The following is a 21,951-nucleotide window of genomic DNA, read 5'->3' on the forward strand; positions in this document are numbered from 1 at the left end:
TTTCTATATGAAAACTGCACCTCCGGTGTGCTAGATAACCGAAAATAGTGGGGTAAATCCCCCACTAAACATAATTTTCAGCAGAGTATTAGAGTACGATTATTTTTTTTCCGAATAATCGTTCAGCTGGAATATTGCGCTTTTCGCATTCGTCTAAAGCTTTTTGTGACTCCTGTATTTGCTCTGCATCGTCGGTGTAATCCAGACCGATAAAGTACTTGTACCATGGCTCCATCCCAAGCGCATAAATAAATACGCTTTTCGGTGCCAACAGGTCAATTATTTCAAGTGCCTGGGTAGAATCCGACCCGTTCAAACGTCGCGAGTCACGAATATTCTGTGCGACTTTTTTTGTGTTAAGCGCGCCGTATAACCAGGTGTAGGGTGCCCCGACACATTCCATGCCCACAGCAAAAATGTCGGCATCGTGTAATAGAGGTTGCAAATGACGGTACAAATTTATATCCGGGTTGGCGGAATCTGCACCGAAAAAGCATTTCTTACCTTGTAGCTCAACCAGCCACGCAGATTTACTGCGTATGTCCAGGTCGCCGTGCTCGCCGAGGAATGGGATGGCGGTTATTCTACCTTCGGGCAAATTAACTTGATCCAAGTCTTCAACTTCCTCCACTTTAAAGCCTAGTTGCCTCAAAATTAGCTTCATTGAGGGGTCCGCTAAACTGCCACCGTTATTTTTGGGGACCAGAATAGTGCCTATTTTGTATCTAAGCTGTAATAGCGTCTCGATGTTGATGTGATCTTGATGATTATGGGTTACACATACGTAATCAATAAAAGGTGGAAGTTCACTGAAGCTAATAATTTCATCAGCGTATTGCTCACCTCTGCTCGCGATTACTGGGTCGATCAGCACACACACTTCGCATGTTTCTACCATAAAACCGGCGTGCCCGGTATAGGTTAATCGGACTTCGGACGCGGCTGGCCGAACGTATTGTTTTGCGGGTGCGCTTTCGGTAAATATCTCACCGACTGAGAGCCCGCCATTCAGCGTTTTATCGGCGAATAAGGCGTCCAGTTCGCTCGCTGATATTGGTGTTTCTCGGCTTTTGCATAAAATATCCCAGAACTCGTCATTAAATTGCGCATTAATTTGCAGATGGTTTTCATCCGGCAGTCTGGGTGTGCTAAAAACGAATGGACGATCCCCTACTTTAGAAATCATACCTATTGAAAGCGACTGTAGCTCCGGCTTGTAATACGGACTGCGGTACATGAGCGGTTCGATAAATCGATAGGATGGATGGTGATCCAAGTGCATAAAGAGTTCAACATATCCCTTTAACCCGTCGGGTACCTGTTGATAAAGGTAATCGATACTTTCGCCGCTGGTGTGATTAGCCACGTGTTCGTTCAGTTTTTTAATATCTGTCGATAGAGAAACCAGATCACCGCATTTTTGTTCAATTTCTCCAATCAAACGCTTTATATCGCCCAATTGTTCCAGTGAACAATCAACGAAATCGCCACCAGTCATTGAGTTATAGTCCTTCGCCAATATATGCAGTTCGTGATTTTTTACATACGACTTCATTATGCGGCGGTGAGTATTGGTGATATGACGAGCTGCGGTTGCGGGGGCAATAAGATATGGCCACGCGTACCATTGGTTAAACAGTGGTTCAATATAGACGTCTTCTTTTAAGTAAAATTGTTGGCTCATATGATTGACTCAATTCCTTTATTCATAAAGCTTGGATTCTTGGAGAGCGGCAGATTGTTCAGCGGTAAGCGGCATTTTTTACAATGCCCGCCCTGATAACGCTCCAATCGTTCGCTCTGAGTACAAAGCTATCAGGCCGAAACCCATTTTCGATTTCGCTGCATCTCTTTTTTAATAAGCCCGCCAATCTCAGCTGCCGCTTCCCCACGCATCATGAGGTGATGTTCCGCTGAGATTTCGCAGTGCTGGTTTTCACTTGCATGTACGGTGTTAAGCCAGTCTTCGAATATGTCGCGCTTGAGTTGCGATGGGTTTTTGGAGGCGGTAATTAGCATGGACTTTCCGCCTATGCTGAACTCCGGAACAGACCTGTCGACTTTGTTAAAGTCGATTCCAAATTGCAATCCCACAGAGATCTGCTCGGCTGACATAGGATTATCCGCACCGGTCAGGTTCGCGAGGTAATCCGCAACGAGCGTGATTTGTTCTGTCATGGGCTTACCATTGATTGCTGACTGGATATCACTTGGAAGAACAAAAGACGTTTCTGGACTTTCTTCGTCCTGGAGCTCTATTTGAAGCACATCCATCAAGTGTTGCTCGTCAGTTTGTTCCGCTTTATTGGTACGTTGTAAAAGTGCGTCGATGATAAACAATCGCTGTACCTCGTCCTTGTGACGAACCAGCCTGTTTGCGACCATTGCTGCGATATTACCCCCTGCTGACCAACCGGCGATGTTGTACGGGCCTGATGGTTGATAAGCGCGCATTTCATGAATATAAAATTCAGCCAACTCGCTAAACTGTTCAAACCTTACTACCTGACTATCGTTAAAGGGGGCTTGCACACCATAAACAGGGCATACTTTTTCGAGTGCTTTGGCGAGACCCAGATAGCCATCACAGCGACCGCCGTAGGGATGAAATATAAATAGCGGACTGCCCTGTGTGCACTGATTTAAGCGGATAATACATCGACCATGATTTTGCGTACCTGGCTGTTTTAGTGTTCGCGCAAAATCGCGAATAGATGGTTTTTCATAAAGCTGTTTGAGCGATGCGTCAATTCCCTGCTGCTTCATTTTCGCCAACACCTTAAGCATGAGTAATGAATGCGCGCCTAGTGAGAATATATTTTGGGTAACGCTGATACTGTTCTCGTCCAGTTCTAACAGTTCGCTCCAGATCGACAGAAGTTGGCTTTCCAATTTGTTCGTCGGTCTGACTACGTCACCATCGCCCATTGTCTCTGCTGGTATGGGCAAACGCGATCTATCAATTTTGCCGTTTTCGTTTAGCGGCAGCTTGTCGAGCGGGACTATAAACGCGGGAACCATAAAGTCTGGCAGTAGGGACAACAACGCCTGTCTAATTTGGGCAACCTGAGTGGCATCGTCTTCTGGCCCGCTGGCAAGGGTTACATAAGTAACGATTTGCGTGCCCGTATTTTTACCGTGCTGCGCACAGCTGAATGAAGTGACAACAGAGGGGTGATCGGACACATGCTGGTTGATTTCGTCGAGCTCCACTCTAAAACCACGAATTTTCAACTGATTATCTGTACGACCAATAAACTCCAGGGTCCCTTTCTCTGTTAAGCGTGCTTTGTCGCCAGTTTTGTAAAGCCGCCGATCGTGACCTGCAATAGAGACTGTGACAAACGACTCTTCAGTGTTCATCGCTCGGTTTAAATATCCGCGCGCGAGGCCAGTTCCCTCAATATACATCTCCCCTGCACAACCGACGGGTACACTACGTCTACTGCTGTCCAGCAAGTGCACGACCATATTATCTATTGGCAAACCAATCGTGCTTGTCTGGCTTTCATTTATGACGGCATAGGTCGTATCGACCGTTGCCTCTGTTGGACCGTAAACGTTGATAAAATTGCGATCAATCTGACTGCCAATTTTCACCAGTTGCTGCCAAAGACGCTGAGTTATCGCTTCACCGCCAATCAGAATGTGTGGCAAACGGCGCGCCCTGGTTTCTGCGCAGGTTAAAACGATTTCGGTAAGTGACGGCGTCATGTCAACTACATCAATCGCGTTGTCCGTCAGATAAGTTATGAGCGCGTCTGGATCTAAGCGAATGTCCGCATTTATCAGGTATAAAGTGCGACCAAAGCCAAGCTGAGTGATAACTTTAAGAGACGAATCAAACGCAACGGGCGCGTTAAGTGCCCAGTTTTGCGCATGGTGACCAAATTGCTCATTCGCCAGCGCATTCATCCAGCAGGCAAGATTGACTATCGAGCGATGCTCTACCATCACACCCTTAGGCTTTCCGGTAGATCCGGAGGTGTAGATGACATAGGCGAGCGCGCGGGGGTTGATGTCGCTGAGGTTGAGGTTGTCGTTATCCAGGGTAAGGAGTTCGGCCTGGATGTGGTCGCTGTCGAGGGCGAGGGTTTGGCACTGGTGCTCGGTGCTGGCGAGTTCGCTGACCCCGGCGGTGACCACCCAGTTGACGCCGCTGTCTTCCAACAGGTGCGTCTGCCGCGCAGGCGGGTAGTTCGGGTCGATAGGCACATAGGCAGCGCCGGCTTTGAGGATGCCGATCAGGCCGACCAGCATGGCGCAAGACCGCGTGGCGCACAGGCCAACCAGGGTCTGGGTGCTAACCCCCCTCGCCCGCAACGCCCGCGCCACCTGGTTTGCTTGCGCGTTTAGCTGGGCATAGCTGAGTTCGCCGTCGTCGGCGACAACCGCTATTGCATCCGGTGTCCGTGTGACCTGGGCTTCGAACTGGGTGTGCAGGCAGGTATCGGGGTACGCCACCCTCGGCCCTTGCAGCGCGGTGAGCGCCTGCTGGGTCTCCGCCGCACTGAGCAGACTCAGCTCGCCGACGTGCGTGGCGCTGTCCAGTTGTTGCAGCACCCGCAACAGCTGCTGCCCCAGGCGTTCCACCTGGGCCTGGGACAACTGGGCCGGCTGATAGGTCAGTTTCACATGCAGGCAGTCCGACAGGCTGGCGGTGATCGATAAGGGGTAGTTGGTGGCTTCCACGCTGGCGCTACCGACCACCCGCAACGCCGCCGGATCGACCTCATCACGTTGCTCGCGCAAGCGATCCACCGGGTAGTTTTCAAACACCAGCAGGCTGTCAAACAGCGGGCTGATGCCCCGCTCCCGCTGAAGATCCGCCAGCGGGATGTAGCTGTAGGTGTTGCGCGCATGTTGTTGCTGATGGAGTGTCTGCAGCCAGGTCTCGATGGGGCTGTCGTTGGGGACGGTCACCACCACGGGCAAGGTATTGATAAACAGGCCAACCATACTTTCCACACCGGGCAGGTCGGCGGGCCGTCCGGAGACCGTGGTGCCGAACACGACGGTATCGTCACCGCTGTAGCGTGCCAGGAGGTAAGACCAGGCCGCCTGTAACAGGGTGTTGACGGTGGTTTGTGTGGATCGCGCCAGGGCGCTGAGGCGGTCGCTGGCGGCGGCGCTGAGCTGCAGGTGATGCTGGACGGCCGGTGCGGCGAGGTCGTCGACGCTCACCCGTCCACCGGGTAAGGGGGTCGGGCCGTCGATATCGGCCAGCACCTGCTGCCAGTAGGTGCGCGCGGCGGCCATGTCCTGGCGCTGCCACCAAGCAATGTACTCGCGGTACGGGGTGACCGGGGGCAGCGCGGGGGCCTGCCCGTGTAATGCGGCGCGGTAAGCGCTTTGCAGTTCGCTGAAGATCAGCCCCAGGCACCAGCCATCACTGAGGGCGTGATGGTGACTCCACAGCAGCTGCGTTTGCGGTTCGCCCGCCGCGCTCAGGGTCTGGAACAGCGCAACGGCCATCAGTGGTGCCGCATGCAGATTAAACCCCGCCTCGTATTCGGCGTCGCGATACGCTTCGATATGGGCATTTTGCGCCTCGGCCGATAAGTGGCGCAGGTTATCGCTATGCCAGGGAACCGGCGCATTGGCGAGTACCGCCTGGTGCAACTGGCCGTGATCTTCGCCCACAAAGGCGGTGCGGAAGATGGCGTGGCGTTGCTGCAAGGTGTGCCAGGCCTGGCGGAAGGCCTGGGTGTCGAGATCCCCCTCGAAGGTCAGCCGCAATTGGGTGACGTAGGCGCTGCGTACCAACAGGCTGTGGAACAGTAAGCCGGATTGCATCGGGGTGGCGGGATAGAGGTCTTCCACATCCCTTGGCCGGCAGTTGAGCTGGTGTGGCCAGTCCCGCACCACGGCATCGTCCATAGCCACCAACGGGAAGTCCGCGGCACTGACGGCACCGCTTTCCGGGTCCAGGCAGTGTTGGATCAACGCCGTCACACTGTGTTGCACCGCGTCCGCCAGCGCCGCCATGGTCTCGGCACTGTATTGCTGGGGGTCATAACTCAAGTCAAACGACAGGCAGCCGTCGGCGACCAGGCCGTTGAAGTTCAACGCATGGCTCATGGCGCGCTCAGGACTGACGTCATCGCCACGGGATTCCGGTGCCCCCGCGAACGGGCCATCGTCGTTGACGACCTGGTCGAACTGGCCGAGGTAATTGAACACCACCGGGGCCTGGGGCCCATCGGCCAGCACCGGGTCATCGGCCAGATAGCGCAGCAGGCCATAGCCGATACCGTGATCGGGCACCGCGCGGTACTGCTGTTTTACCTGCTGGATTAACCGGCCCAGGTCGTCGTTGTCGCCGTCCGGCAGACTCAACGCCAGGGGGTAAACGCTGGTAAACCAGCCCACGGTTTGCGTGAGGTCGATGCGTTCGTCGCGGCTCTCACGGCCGTGCCCTTCCAGGTCGATAAGGACCTGAGTACAACCGGACCAGCGGCTAAGCCCCAGCAGCAGCCCGGACAGCAGCAGCTCATTGACCTGGGTGCGGTAGGCGCGCCCGGCCTGGGACAGCAGCGCGCGGGTGTGTTCGGCGCTCCAGTCGAGGGTGATGTGCCCGGCGTCGCCGTGCTGGCAGCGCGGTTGTTCGGCGTGCAGTCGCTGTGCGTCGGCACTGGCCAGGCGTGATATCTGCTGATGCCAGTAGGCCTTTTGCGACTGGAAGGCGTCACTGTGAACGTAATCCTGCAACCACTCGCCCCACTGCTGGTAGGCACTGGTCTTGGCGGCAGGCCGTAGCGGTTGGCCCCGGCTGGCCTGACCCAGCCACTGTTGTGCGTCGTCCAGCAAGATACGCCAGGACACCCCGTCGACAATCAGGTGGTGTGCTACCAGCAACAGCCGGTAACCGTCTGGGGCACCGTCGTCTGGCCGGTAGTGGATCGCTTTAAACAGCGGGCCGGTGTGGATGTTCATGGCGCGCTGCTGGGTCTGGGCGTTGCGACTTACACTGTCGGCATCGCGGTAGTCTACCTGTTCCCAGCTGGCGGCCAGCATAGCGTCGTCCAACGGCTGGTGCTCGGCGCTCCAGTGGTGGTTGGCATCCTGCACAAAGCGCAGGCGCAAGGCATCGTGGCGTTGATACCAGTGGTGCACCACCGCTTGCAGTGCGGCGCTGTCCAGGTCGGCAGGAACACGTAACAGGACGGCCTGATTAAAATGCTGGCGGTCGCCCGCTTCTTGTAAAAACCGGCGCTGGATCGGCAGCAGTGGCATGGCGCCGGTGACCGGCCCCTGCGGGATAGCGATACCCTGCCCTTGCGTCACGCACGGCGCGAGGCGGCGGATGGTCTGGTGGGCAAAAAGCTGTTTCACACTCAGCTGCAAGCCCTGTTGCAATGCCCGCGAGACCAGTTGGATCGACAGTATCGAGTCGCCGCCCAGTTCGAAGAAGTTGGCGTTGACACTCAAGGTGGCGGGATCGCGACCCAGCAGCTCCGCCCAGAGGTTGACCAGTTGCTGTTCGATGGCGTTGGCCGGGGGCTGGTAGTCGGCCCCGGCGGACTCGCTCAGGGTGGGTACCGGTAAGGCGTTGCGGTCGATCTTGCCGTTGGCGGTGAGCGGCAAGGCGGCCAGGGGTTCAATGGCGGCGGGCACCATGTAGTCCGGCAGGTCCTGTTGTAAGGCGTCGCGCAGGCGGGTGCGCAGGGCATCGGCGGTCGCGGCATCCAGACTGGGATGCTCATCACTGACGACATAGGCACAGAGGGCTTTTTGCCCGGGGCTGTCTTCGCGCAGGATCACAATGGCTGAGCGGATACCGGGCTGTGCCAGCAAGGCCTGCTCGATCTCGCCCAGTTCAATGCGGAAGCCGCGCAGCTTAATCTGGTGGTCGACACGGCCGACAAACACCAGTGCGCCGTCAGCGCGCATGCGCACCAGGTCACCGGTGCGGTACAGCCGCGCGCCCGGGTCGGAGTTGAACGGATCGCGTACAAAGCGCTCGGCGTTGAGTTCCGGTCGCTGCCAATAGCCGTCGGCAACCCCATCGCCACCCACGTAGAGTTCCCCTTCACTGCCCTGCGGGACCGGCTGTTGCCACGGGTCCAGGACATGGACACTGGACTGTGCCAGCGGAAAGCCGATGGGATAACTCGCGGTCTCGGCCTCTGTGACCTCGTAAGCGGTGCTGAAGGTGGTGTTCTCGGTGGGACCGTACACGTGAAGCAGGTGCGCAGGCCGACCATGGTGGAGGATGGTGCGCACCCACTGGTTATCGACCGCTTCACCGCCGAAGCGAAGCACCCGCACATGGGCAAAGCTGTCGGGGGCGGCCTGGGCGATCTGGTTAAACAGTGCGGTGGTGACAAACAGGACGCTGACGTGCTGATCGCGCAGTTGCTGGCGCAGGGTTACCGGGTCAAGCAGGTCGTCTTTGCTAATCCCCACCAGCTGGGCGCCCTGGGTTAAGGCGCCCCAGACTTCAAAGGTGGCGGCATCGAAGGCGTGGTTGGAGGCCTGGGCGACGATATCGGTCTCAACCACCGGGTAGTCGTTGCGCGCCGCGCTGCCCGGGTGTACCAGGCGCACGACGTTGCGATGGGTTACCGCGACGCCTTTGGGTTGGCCGGTGGAGCCGGAGGTGTAAATCACGTAGGCGCGATCGGTGGGCGCAATGGTCACGGCGGGCGGGTGGTCTGTACTGCGCTGCCACTGGTCCAGCGCCACCGGATTAACTGACGCCAGTGGCGGCAGGTGTGATTGGGTCAACACGCAGTGCACACCGGCGTCTTGCACCATGTACGCGAGACGGTCGGCGGGGTATGTGGTATCCAGCGGCACATAGGCACCACCGGCTTTAAGGATACCCAGCATGCCGACCAGCATGTCCAGCGAACGCTCCACATACAGCCCCACGTGATCACCGGGGCGCACGCCATGATCCACCAGGTGATGGGCGACACCATTGGCGCGCTGATCAAGGGCGGCGTAGGTCAGACTGGCGTCGCCGTAGCGGGCGGCGATGCGCTGCGGGTGCTGGGCGGCGCGGGCGGCAACCAGTGCGGTCAGATCGGTATCGCGGGGATAGTCGCTGTGGGTGGCGTTGTGCTGTTGCAGCCACTGGTGTTCGCTGTCGGTCAGTAGCGGCAGGTCGCTGAGCCGGCTGTTGGGGTTGGCGGCCAAGCCTTGCAACAAGGTGCCATAGCGGGCGGCCATCGCCTCAACCGTGGCGGCGTGCCAGAGATCGCAGTTGTACTCGAGGGTGACGGTGAGCGCCTCATCGTCATGTTCTTCTACCGCAATGATCAGGTCGAACTTGGCGGTAATGGCATCGCTGGCCAGGGGGCTCAGGGTTAAGCCTGGCAGGCTGCGGCCGCTTGCGGTGTTGGTGTTCATGCTGAACATGATCTGGAACAGCGGTGCGTACTGCGGGGTGCGCTCGGGCTTGAGGTCGTCGACCAGCAGTTCGAACGGAATATCCTGATGGGCCTGGGCGTCGAGGTTGACGTTGCGGACCTGGGCCAGGTAGTCGCTAAAGCGGCTGTCGCTGTCAGGCACCTGGGTGCGCAGCACCAGCGAGTTAACAAAGAAGCCCACCAGCGGTTGCAGCTGGGCGTCGAGGCGGTTGGCGACCGGGGTGCCCAGCACGATGTCACGGCTGTGACTGTGGCGGCTCAACCACAAGGTGGCGGCGGCGTGCAGGACCATAAACACGGTGGCGTTGTGCGCTTGCGCCAGCTGTTTAAGGGCGGCGGTGGTGGCCGGTGCAACGGTGACATTGGCGTGGCCACCGGTGTGTCCCGGTTCAGCCGGGCGCGGGCGGTCCAGCGGCAGGCTGTGCACCGGCGGCAGGTCGGCGAGGGTCGTGCGCCAGAAGTCCAGCTGCTGGTCACGCAGTTCACCTTGCAGGTACTGGCGCTGCCAGTGGGCGAAGTCGGCGTATTGAATGGTCAAGGGTGGCAGTGGATCAGGCTCGCCAGCCTGAACCGCCTGATACTGGGTGATGAACTCATCGACCAGTACGCCCATGGACCAGCCATCGGACACAATGTGGTGCATGGTAAACAGCAGTACGCCATCGTCCACGCCCAAATCGAGAAAATGCGCGCGCAATAACACGTCGCGCTCCAGGTCAAACGCGGTCAATGCATCGGCATCCACCGCGGCCTGTACCGCTGCGGTTTGTTCGGCTGCAGGCCGTTCGCGCAAATCGGTGCGACGAAGCGTGAACTCAACCTGTTCCCGGATCACCTGCTCGGCGCCCTCCCCGCTCTCGCGAAACACCGTGCGCAGCGGCTCGTGACGCGCAACGATCCGCTGCAGCGCCTGCTCCGCCGACACCACATCAAACGCACCCGATAACCGCAGTGCCGACGGAATATTGTAGTGCGCACTACCTCCCGACAACCGGTCTACAAACCATAAACGCTGCTGCGCGTAGGAGAGCGGGAAACATACCTCAGCTTGGCGCTGATCTTCATTGCACGTAAAGCTGCGGGGTTGTGCAACTAAAGGCAGCTTGTGGATGCTGTTGTTTTCACTCCGAGCAATACAGTCAGCCAATTGTGACAAAGTGCTGTTCTCAAACACATCGCGAATTGAAATGTCCGCGCTCATACGTTTGGCGATGAGCGTAATCAAGCGAATGGTTAACAGTGAATGCCCGCCCAGTGAGAAAAAATTTCCATTGCGACTAATGGAATCTACGGGAAGCTGAAATAATTCCGCCCAGATTCCCGCCACCTGTTTTTCCAAAATAGAGCTCGGCGCAACAAATTCAGCACTTGCCACTGCGCGTTCGGGTACCGGCAATGCCTTTTTATTAATCTTTCCATTCGCCGTAAGTGGCATTGTTTCTAGAATCACAAATACCGACGGCACCATATAATCGGGCAGTACTTGCTTGATATGTTTTTGTAGCTTGTCTTCGGGGTAAGGGATAGTTTCAGTCAACGTGACGTAGGCTGCAATATAGGGCCCCGAAGATGTATCTGTACACACAATAACGGCCGCCGACTTTACTGCGTAGAATTGGAGAAGTTGCTGCTTAATTTCCTCCAACTCAATACGAAATCCGCGGATTTTGACCTGATCGTCTGCGCGCCCTAAATATTCCAGCTCATTGGTATCCAGCCAACGCACCAAATCACCGGTTTTGTATAGGCGTGAATCGCCAGTAAATGGTGTAGTAATAAAACGCTCATCCGTAAGGTCAGTACGATTGCGGTAACCTCGAGCGACACCTTCTCCAGCAAGATAGAGCTCGCCAACAACACCTTTAGGTACTGGCTCCAAGTACGCATCCAGAATATACGCTTGAGAAAAATATATAGGCCGCCCAATAGTGACTTTGCTGGTAGGTTCTCTGTATTCGGCAATGGTTGAATAGGTCGTATCTTCCGATGGCCCGTAAAGATTCAACACCCGCTCACATTGAGAACCCGTGAGTAATGCGTTGACTGTTGCTTCCGGCAGTGGCTCACCGGCCAGATTTATTGTAATTGCCGAGCTTGGGATACAATCCGCGTCGATTAAAGCCGCGATACCGGACGGCACCGTATTTATCAGTGTAGGGAAATACGGCTGATCGATCAGCGCGAGGATATTTTCAACGAGTAAAACAGTCGCGCCGGACACCAGAGGCAGAAAAATCTCAAACACTGACAAATCGAAATTAATAGAGGTGCTTGCGAGGGTTAACGATAACTCCTCGACCGAAAAGACCGTTTGCGCCCAGCGCAACATAGCACAGGTATTGCGATGCTCAATTTCAACACCTTTGGGTAAACCGGTTGAGCCGGAGGTATATATAATATACGCCAGATTACTTGCTGTAACTGGAAGGTTCGGGTTTGTCACCGCATAACATTGCAGCGGCTCCCAGATGTTATCGACCTGAATAATTTGGAGCGAGGAATCGCTCGTATCGAGCGGTACGTTTGAAGTGCTGAGTATGATTTGTAAACCACTGCTCGTAATAATGTTTTTCAGTCGTTGTGTTGGATATGCCGGGTCCATTGGCACATAAGCGCCACCAGCTTTTAATACTGCCAACAATGCGACGACCAAATCCATACTGCGAGGCATCGACACCCCGACCGGTGTTTCCCGTTGCACGCCCTGCTCCAGCAGATAGTGAGCTAGGCGGTTTGCGCGCTGGTTCAGTTCTCTATACGTGAGAGACTCATCGCCGCAATGGATAGCAACACCTTCTGAGGACATCTCAGCTTGACGTTCAAACAGCTGATGAATACAGGTGTTACTAAATTCACTGGTTCCGCTTAGGTCTTCCAGTGAGACCTGGTCCTCTGCAATTTCGCTAAGTTCATCTAACTCGATGCCAGTCATCAATGGCAGTTGCATTATCGTTTGGGTTGAGTTTTCCATTACCCCTTGCAACAGCGTTTGGTAGTGGGCAGCCAAACGATGAATGGAAGCCGGCGTAAATAAATCCGTACTGTAAATGAAATGGAAGTCCAACTCTTCGCCGTGTGTTTGAACGTCTAGCGTTATCTCAAAATTGGCTGAAGTAACGTCGGTTGCCAAGGACTTCAGATTCCAGCGCTCGTTACTTTGGCCGGTTTCCGCCACAGTATTCATGCTAAACAGGATCTGAAAAACCGGATCGTGACTGGTGCTTCTCGGCGGGTTAAGAACATCAACCAAATAATCAAAAGGCACATCCTGGTTGGCTTGGGCAGCAACATGGACCGCTTTAATATGTTGCAGAAAATTCTCAGCCTGGAGATTGTCGTCACACAGGGTTCGCAACACCAGGGTGTTGGCAAAAAAGCCGACAAGATGTTCACTGGCTTCGTCTACCCGATTCGCGATTGGCGTACCCATAACCACATCGCCATCTTGACTGTGGCGCGCAATCAGCAGTGCAAAAACACCCTGCAACAGCATAAATGGCGTAATACCCTGTTCAGCAGCAAAGGCTTTTAATTCACTCAGACCAAATGCACAACGACTGATGTACTGCGCCCCTTGCTTGCTCTGGACGGGTAAGCGAGGAAAATCTAACGGTAAACTGTGGACCTGCGGAAGGTCGGCAAGTTGAATTTTCCAGTAAGCCAGCTGATTACTGAACAGGTCGCTCTGGAGAAACTTTTTTTGCCAGTGAGCATAATCTGCATACTGAATATTCAGCTCCGGTAAAATGTAGTTGGCCACCGAATGCTGACTTGAATCTTTGTTGTCCTGGCTGCAAGCGTCCCAAGAGGTCTTTCTGTCGGCAATTGCCTCATAAAGCTGCGAGAATTCGCTCATTAGCAAATTTAATGACCAACCATCGGCCGCGATGTGGTGGAGAGTAAACTGTAAAACCCCGTGACTTTCGCTTTGACGAAAGAAGCAGGCGCGCAGCATGAGGTCATTTGCCAGATCGAACGGCCTGTTGGCGAAGCTTGTAATCTCTGTGTTAACTGTTAATGTGAATTCCCTATCGGATAGATCATCGAGGAGAACACGTTCCAGATTAAAACTGGGGTAGTCCTGAACCTGCTGCCAGATTGTTTCACCGTCGTGCTCATAGACTGAGCGCAAGACCTCATGGCGATTGATCAGGTTTTGTAAACTTGCCTCTGCAATAGCCTCATCAAAATCACCTGTTACCGAAAACGCTCCAGACAAGTGATAACCTTGACTACCCCCATCCATCGCATCGATAAACCATAAGCGCTGCTGAGAAAAAGACGCCGGTAGACGTTGACCATCTCTGGGTACCGGGCTGATCCGATATAGTTCAGATGTATCGGATTTCTCAGATGCCAGCGTTAAATAGTCGATAATCGCTGGCTTGTGCGCCAGGATCTCCTGCTTTATTGATTCAGGAAATTCATCCACCGATAATTTGAAACGCAGCCCGCGATCTTCGACGAAAAGAAATACGCCCGCTTCTGCAGCGCGTTTTATTAAGGCTTCAACCATTACAGAGATCCTTCACTTTTTATTTCTACTGCGGCTTCCCGCTGCTTTAAATAGTGTTGTAACTGAATGCTGTCTATTTGTTTGGCGGTATGTTCCAGAACGGCTGATTCAAACAGTGCACTAATTTCAATTTCAATCGCGAACTCGCGACGTATTTCGGAGGCCAGTTGCACCACCAGCAATGAGTGACCGCCGAGACGAAGAAAATGAGAGTTTGCCCCAATGGCTTCCGTAGGGATGCTCAATACCTTTGCCCAAATACCGGCAAGCTTGCGTTGCGTATCAGTAGTTAAGGGTGTTAACTCCTGGAGATGGCTAAGAGTGTCAATCGCCGGCAGTGCTTTCTTATCAACCTTTCCATTGGGTGAGAGCGGTATCGCATCGAGCAGCATTAGTCGACTGGGGACCATGTATTCCGGCAATCGCGTTCCCAGCTCGCCTAACAACTGGGTGATAAGCGTTTCTTTTTGCTCTGCGTTCTGATTCAGATTTTCCGGTACCACATATGCCACAAGTGAACCATTTTGGGCCAGAACCACAGCGCGTTTTACTGCCGTAAGCATTCCGAGATGACGCTCAATTTCGGACAGCGAAATTCTGTAGCCGCGAATTTTTACTTGGTCGTCGTCACGACCAATAAAATAAATACCGCCTGATTCATTCCAATAGGCTCTATCACCTGTTTTATAAATTTTTTCTTCCGCATCTGAACGGAGAGAATGAGGGTGAGGAATAAATTTTTCTTTGGTCAGGGACGTATTGCCAAAATAACCGGCTCCGACGCACTCACCACCGATATACAAATCACCAGCAACACCTTGCGGGCATGGCTTGAGTGATTCGTCCAATACGAATAGATGTATATTGGCAAGCGCATTCCCAACTGGCGGATTCCAGGCGTTTTCACTTAACAATGCATCGTCACGATCAAACTCATATGCCGCCACCACATCTGTGCACTCGGTGGGACCATAAGAATTCCAAAGCCGACAATCGCTCGTTAAAAACCAGTCGCGCACTCTGGCCCAGGCAATAGGTTCACCGCCGAGATAAACCGCTTTCAGGCCCGCAATTTCGGTTTCCGCATTGCATTGCTCGAGTAATGGATAAAAGGCGCTCGGGGCACAATTGATATAGTCGATACGGTGTTTGGCAATTGTGTTGTTAATGACTTTCGGATCGAAGAATGACGCTTCGTGAAGCACCAGAGTGCCGCCTTTAAACAGCGGCGTCCAAAGGTTTTTTTGGGTTAAGTCGAAAGACAAAGAACTGAATACAAGCACATGCCCGCGCGAGATTTCGCCAAGGCTCGTTGCATACCATGCACAGAGATTGCTGAAACTGTACTGGTACACCTGCGCACCCTTAGGCTTTCCGGTAGATCCGGATGTGTAGATGACATAGGCGAGCGCGCGGGGGTTGATGTCGCTGAGGTTGAGGTTGTCGTTATCCAGGGTAAGGAGTTCGGCCTGGATGTGGTCGCTGTCGAGGGCGAGGGTTTGGCACTGGTGCTCGGTGCTGGCGAGTTCGCTGACCCCGGCGGTGACCACCCAGTTGACGCCGCTGTCTTCCAACAGGTGCGTCTGCCGCGCAGGCGGGTAGTTCGGGTCGATAGGCACATAGGCAGCGCCGGCTTTGAGGATGCCGATCAGGCCGACCAGCATGGCGCAAGACCGCGTGGCGCACAGGCCAACCAGGGTCTGGGTGCTAACCCCCCTCGCCCGCAACGCCCGCGCCACCTGGTTTGCTTGCGCGTTTAGCTGGGCATAGCTGAGTTCGCCGTCGTCGGCGACAACCGCTATTGCATCCGGTGTCCGTGTGACCTGGGCTTCGAACTGGGTGTGCAGGCAGGTATCGGGGTACGCCACCCTCGGCCCTTGCAGCGCGGTGAGCGCCTGCTGGGTCTCCGCCGCACTGAGCAGACTCAGCTCGCCGACGTGCGTGGCGCTGTCCAGTTGTTGCAGCACCCGCAACAGCTGCTGCCCCAGGCGTTCCACCTGGGCCTGGGACAACTGGGCCGGCTGATAGGTCAGTTTCACATGCAGGCAGTCCGACAGGCTGGCGGTGATCGATAAGGGGTAGTTGGTGGCTTCCACGCTGGCGCTACCGACCACCCGCAACGCCGCCGGATCGACCTCATCACGTTGCTCGCGCAAGCGATCCACCGGGTAGTTTTCAAACACCAGCAGGCTGTCAAACAGCGGGCTGATGCCCCGCTCCCGCTGAAGATCCGCCAGCGGGATGTAGCTGTAGGTGTTGCGCGCATGTTGTTGCTGATGGAGTGTCTGCAGCCAGGTCTCGATGGGGCTGTCGTTGGGGACGGTCACCACCACGGGCAAGGTATTGATAAACAGGCCAACCATACTTTCCACACCGGGCAGGTCGGCGGGCCGTCCGGAGACCGTGGTGCCGAACACGACGGTATCGTCACCGCTGTAGCGTGCCAGGAGGTAAGACCAGGCCGCCTGTAACAGGGTGTTGACGGTGGTTTGTGTGGATCGCGCCAGGGCGCTGAGGCGGTCGCTGGCGGCGGCGCTGAGCTGCAGGTGATGCTGGACGGCCGGTGCGGCGAGGTCGTCGACGCTCACCCGTCCACCGGGTAAGGGGGTCGGGCCGTCGATATCGGCCAGCACCTGCTGCCAGTAGGTGCGCGCGGCGGCCATGTCCTGGCGCTGCCACCAAGCAATGTACTCGCGGTACGGGGTGACCGGGGGCAGCGCGGGGGCCTGCCCGTGTAATGCGGCGCGGTAAGCGCTTTGCAGTTCGCTGAAGATCAGCCCCAGGCACCAGCCATCACTGAGGGCGTGATGGTGACTCCACAGCAGCTGCGTTTGCGGTTCGCCCGCCGCGCTCAGGGTCTGGAACAGCGCAACGGCCATCAGTGGTGCCGCATGCAGATTAAACCCCGCCTCGTATTCGGCGTCGCGATACGCTTCGATATGGGCATTTTGCGCCTCGGCCGATAAGTGGCGCAGGTTATCGCTATGCCAGGGAACCGGCGCATTGGCGAGTACCGCCTGGTGCAACTGGCCGTGATCTTCGCCCACAAAGGCGGTGCGGAAGATGGCGTGGCGTTGCTGCAAGGTGTGCCAGGCCTGGCGGAAGGCCTGGGTGTCGAGATCCCCCTCGAAGGTCAGCCGCAATTGGGTGACGTAGGCGCTGCGTACCAACAGGCTGTGGAACAGTAAGCCGGATTGCATCGGGGTGGCGGGATAGAGGTCTTCCACATCCCTTGGCCGGCAGTTGAGCTGGTGTGGCCAGTCCCGCACCACGGCATCGTCCATAGCCACCAACGGGAAGTCCGCGGCACTGACGGCACCGCTTTCCGGGTCCAGGCAGTGTTGGATCAACGCCGTCACACTGTGTTGCACCGCGTCCGCCAGCGCCGCCATGGTCTCGGCACTGTATTGCTGGGGGTCATAACTCAAGTCAAACGACAGGCAGCCGTCGGCGACCAGGCCGTTGAAGTTCAACGCATGGCTCATGGCGCGCTCAGGACTGACGTCATCGCCACGGGATTCCGGTGCCCCCGCGAACGGGCCATCGTCGTTGACGACCTGGTCGAACTGGCCGAGGTAATTGAACACCACCGGGGCCTGGGGCCCATCGGCCAGCACCGGGTCATCGGCCAGATAGCGCAGCAGGCCATAGCCGATACCGTGATCGGGCACCGCGCGGTACTGCTGTTTTACCTGCTGGATTAACCGGCCCAGGTCGTCGTTGTCGCCGTCCGGCAGACTCAACGCCAGGGGGTAAACGCTGGTAAACCAGCCCACGGTTTGCGTGAGGTCGATGCGTTCGTCGCGGCTCTCACGGCCGTGCCCTTCCAGGTCGATAAGGACCTGAGTACAACCGGACCAGCGGCTAAGCCCCAGCAGCAGCCCGGACAGCAGCAGCTCATTGACCTGGGTGCGGTAGGCGCGCCCGGCCTGGGACAGCAGCGCGCGGGTGTGTTCGGCGCTCCAGTCGAGGGTGATGTGCCCGGCGTCGCCGTGCTGGCAGCGCGGTTGTTCGGCGTGCAGTCGCTGTGCGTCGGCACTGGCCAGGCGTGATATCTGCTGATGCCAGTAGGCCTTTTGCGACTGGAAGGCGTCACTGTGAACGTAATCCTGCAACCACTCGCCCCACTGCTGGTAGGCACTGGTCTTGGCGGCAGGCCGTAGCGGTTGGCCCCGGCTGGCCTGACCCAGCCACTGTTGTGCGTCGTCCAGCAAGATACGCCAGGACACCCCGTCGACAATCAGGTGGTGTGCTACCAGCAACAGCCGGTAACCGTCTGGGGCACCGTCGTCTGGCCGGTAGTGGATCGCTTTAAACAGCGGGCCGGTGTGGATGTTCATGGCGCGCTGCTGGGTCTGGGCGTTGCGACTTACACTGTCGGCATCGCGGTAGTCTACCTGTTCCCAGCTGGCGGCCAGCATAGCGTCGTCCAACGGCTGGTGCTCGGCGCTCCAGTGGTGGTTGGCATCCTGCACAAAGCGCAGGCGCAAGGCATCGTGGCGTTGATACCAGTGGTGCACCACCGCTTGCAGTGCGGCGCTGTCCAGGTCGGCAGGAACACGTAACAGGACGGCCTGATTAAAATGCTGGCGGTCGCCCGCTTCTTGTAAAAACCGGCGCTGGATCGGCAGCAGTGGCATGGCGCCGGTGACCGGCCCCTGCGGGATAGCGATACCCTGCCCTTGCGTCACGCACGGCGCGAGGCGGCGGATGGTCTGGTGGGCAAAAAGCTGTTTCACACTCAGCTGCAAGCCCTGTTGCAATGCCCGCGAGACCAGTTGGATCGACAGTATCGAGTCGCCGCCCAGTTCGAAGAAGTTGGCGTTGACACTCAAGGTGGCGGGATCGCGACCCAGCAGCTCCGCCCAGAGGTTGACCAGTTGCTGTTCGATGGCGTTGGCCGGGGGCTGGTAGTCGGCCCCGGCGGACTCGCTCAGGGTGGGTACCGGTAAGGCGTTGCGGTCGATCTTGCCGTTGGCGGTGAGCGGCAAGGCGGCCAGGGGTTCAATGGCGGCGGGCACCATGTAGTCCGGCAGGTCCTGTTGTAAGGCGTCGCGCAGGCGGGTGCGCAGGGCATCGGCGGTCGCGGCATCCAGACTGGGATGCTCATCACTGACGACATAGGCACAGAGGGCTTTTTGCCCGGGGCTGTCTTCGCGCAGGATCACAATGGCTGAGCGGATACCGGGCTGTGCCAGCAAGGCCTGCTCGATCTCGCCCAGTTCAATGCGGAAGCCGCGCAGCTTAATCTGGTGGTCGACACGGCCGACAAACACCAGTGCGCCGTCAGCGCGCATGCGCACCAGGTCACCGGTGCGGTACAGCCGCGCGCCCGGGTCGGAGTTGAACGGATCGCGTACAAAGCGCTCGGCGTTGAGTTCCGGTCGCTGCCAATAGCCGTCGGCAACCCCATCGCCACCCACGTAGAGTTCCCCTTCACTGCCCTGCGGGACCGGCTGTTGCCACGGGTCCAGGACATGGACACTGGACTGTGCCAGCGGAAAGCCGATGGGATAACTCGCGGTCTCGGCCTCTGTGACCTCGTAAGCGGTGCTGAAGGTGGTGTTCTCGGTGGGACCGTACACGTGAAGCAGGTGCGCAGGCCGACCATGGTGGAGGATGGTGCGCACCCACTGGTTATCGACCGCTTCACCGCCGAAGCGAAGCACCCGCACATGGGCAAAGCTGTCGGGGGCGGCCTGGGCGATCTGGTTAAACAGTGCGGTGGTGACAAACAGGACGCTGACGTGCTGATCGCGCAGTTGCTGGCGCAGGGTTACCGGGTCAAGCAGGTCGTCTTTGCTAATCCCCACCAGCTGGGCGCCCTGGGTTAAGGCGCCCCAGACTTCAAAGGTGGCGGCATCGAAGGCGTGGTTGGAGGCCTGGGCGACGATATCGGTCTCAACCACCGGGTAGTCGTTGCGCGCCGCGCTGCCCGGGTGTACCAGGCGCACGACGTTGCGATGGGTTACCGCGACGCCTTTGGGTTGGCCGGTGGAGCCGGAGGTGTAAATCACGTAGGCGCGATCGGTGGGCGCAATGGTCACGGCGGGCGGGTGGTCTGTACTGCGCTGCCACTGGTCCAGCGCCACCGGATTAACTGACGCCAGTGGCGGCAGGTGTGATTGGGTCAACACGCAGTGCACACCGGCGTCTTGCACCATGTACGCGAGACGGTCGGCGGGGTATGTGGTATCCAGCGGCACATAGGCACCACCGGCTTTAAGGATACCCAGCATGCCGACCAGCATGTCCAGCGAACGCTCCACATACAGCCCCACGTGATCACCGGGGCGCACGCCATGATCCACCAGGTGATGGGCGACACCATTGGCGCGCTGATCAAGGGCGGCGTAGGTCAGACTGGCGTCGCCGTAGCGGGCGGCGATGCGCTGCGGGTGCTGGGCGGCGCGGGCGGCAACCAGTGCGGTCAGATCGGTATCGCGGGGATAGTCGCTGTGGGTGGCGTTGTGCTGTTGCAGCCACTGGTGTTCGCTGTCGGTCAGTAGCGGCAGGTCGCTGAGCCGGCTGTTGGGGTTGGCGGCCAAGCCTTGCAACAAGGTGCCATAGCGGGCGGCCATCGCCTCAACCGTGGCGGCGTGCCAGAGATCGCAGTTGTACTCGAGGGTGACGGTGAGCGCCTCATCGTCATGTTCTTCTACCGCAATGATCAGGTCGAACTTGGCGGTAATGGCATCGCTGGCCAGGGGGCTCAGGGTTAAGCCTGGCAGGCTGCGGCCGCTTGCGGTGTTGGTGTTCATGCTGAACATGATCTGGAACAGCGGTGCGTACTGCGGGGTGCGCTCGGGCTTGAGGTCGTCGACCAGCAGTTCGAACGGAATATCCTGATGGGCCTGGGCGTCGAGGTTGACGTTGCGGACCTGGGCCAGGTAGTCGCTAAAGCGGCTGTCGCTGTCAGGCACCTGGGTGCGCAGCACCAGCGAGTTAACAAAGAAGCCCACCAGCGGTTGCAGCTGGGCGTCGAGGCGGTTGGCGACCGGGGTGCCCAGCACGATGTCACGGCTGTGACTGTGGCGGCTCAACCACAAGGTGGCGGCGGCGTGCAGGACCATAAACACGGTGGCGTTGTGCGCTTGCGCCAGCTGTTTAAGGGCGGCGGTGGTGGCCGGTGCAACGGTGACATTGGCGTGGCCACCGGTGTGTCCCGGTTCAGCCGGGCGCGGGCGGTCCAGCGGCAGGCTGTGCACCGGCGGCAGGTCGGCGAGGGTCGTGCGCCAGAAGTCCAGCTGCTGGTCACGCAGTTCACCTTGCAGGTACTGGCGCTGCCAGTGGGCGAAGTCGGCGTATTGAATGGTCAAGGGTGGCAGTGGATCAGGCTCGCCAGCCTGAACCGCCTGATACTGGGTGATGAACTCATCGACCAGTACGCCCATGGACCAGCCATCGGACACAATGTGGTGCATGGTAAACAGCAGTACGCCATCGTCCACGCCCAAATCGAGAAAATGCGCGCGCAATAACACGTCGCGCTCCAGGTCAAACGCGGTCAATGCATCGGCATCCACCGCGGCCTGTACCGCTGCGGTTTGTTCGGCTGCAGGCCGTTCGCGCAAATCGGTGCGACGAAGCGTGAACTCAACCTGTTCCCGGATCACCTGCTCGGCGCCCTCCCCGCTCTCGCGAAACACCGTGCGCAGCGGCTCGTGACGCGCAACGATCCGCTGCAGCGCCTGCTCCGCCGACACCACATCAAACGCACCCGATAACCGCAGTGCCGACGGAATATTGTAGTGCGCACTACCTCCCGACAACCGGTCTACAAACCATAAACGCTGCTGCGCGTAGGAGAGCGGGATTGTTGTTCCGTCTCTTGGTACAGCCTCCAACGGAAGTCGCTGAGCCGTACTCGCTGCATGCGATGCGGCTTTAAGATGATCCAAAAGATCGGCTTTGTGCTGCTTTATCAATGCCACGATCGGTGGCGTTAAGTTGCCTTTTTGGCTACGTGCTTTCAGCTTGTCGCCATCGAGGGCCAGCTCGACGCCTTGCGTATTAAGCTGCTTTATTACATTCAAAACGTGATTCTGCGCGCTCATT

The 21,951-nt window shown here is 57.3% G+C and carries 3 protein-coding genes; all 3 read right to left on the bottom strand.

Translation table 11 applies throughout. The annotated features are described in order from the left end of the window. Window positions 1–88: 88 nt before the first annotated feature. On the bottom strand, window positions 89–1,684 hold the full coding sequence (locus TERTU_RS10310; protein WP_015818468.1) for an MBL fold metallo-hydrolase: 1,596 nt from the start codon (window positions 1,682–1,684) through the stop codon (window positions 89–91). Between the two features lie 131 nt (window positions 1,685–1,815). Then, complete coding sequence (locus tag TERTU_RS21365) at window positions 1,816–13,893, bottom strand: non-ribosomal peptide synthetase (RefSeq protein WP_015817911.1); 12,078 nt, start codon at window positions 13,891–13,893, stop codon at window positions 1,816–1,818. Continuing rightward, window positions 13,893–21,950 carry a non-ribosomal peptide synthetase gene (locus tag TERTU_RS10320; RefSeq protein ID WP_015818373.1) on the bottom strand — a complete coding sequence of 2,686 codons (8,058 nt, stop codon included), beginning with the start codon at window positions 21,948–21,950 and terminating at the stop codon, window positions 13,893–13,895. Before TERTU_RS10320 ends, TERTU_RS21365 begins: the two co-directional genes overlap by 1 nt. Window position 21,951 lies beyond the last annotated feature (1 nt).

The sequence above is a fragment of the Teredinibacter turnerae T7901 genome (genome assembly GCF_000023025.1).
In the GTDB taxonomy this organism is placed as follows: Bacteria; Pseudomonadota; Gammaproteobacteria; order Pseudomonadales; family Cellvibrionaceae; genus Teredinibacter; species Teredinibacter turnerae_B.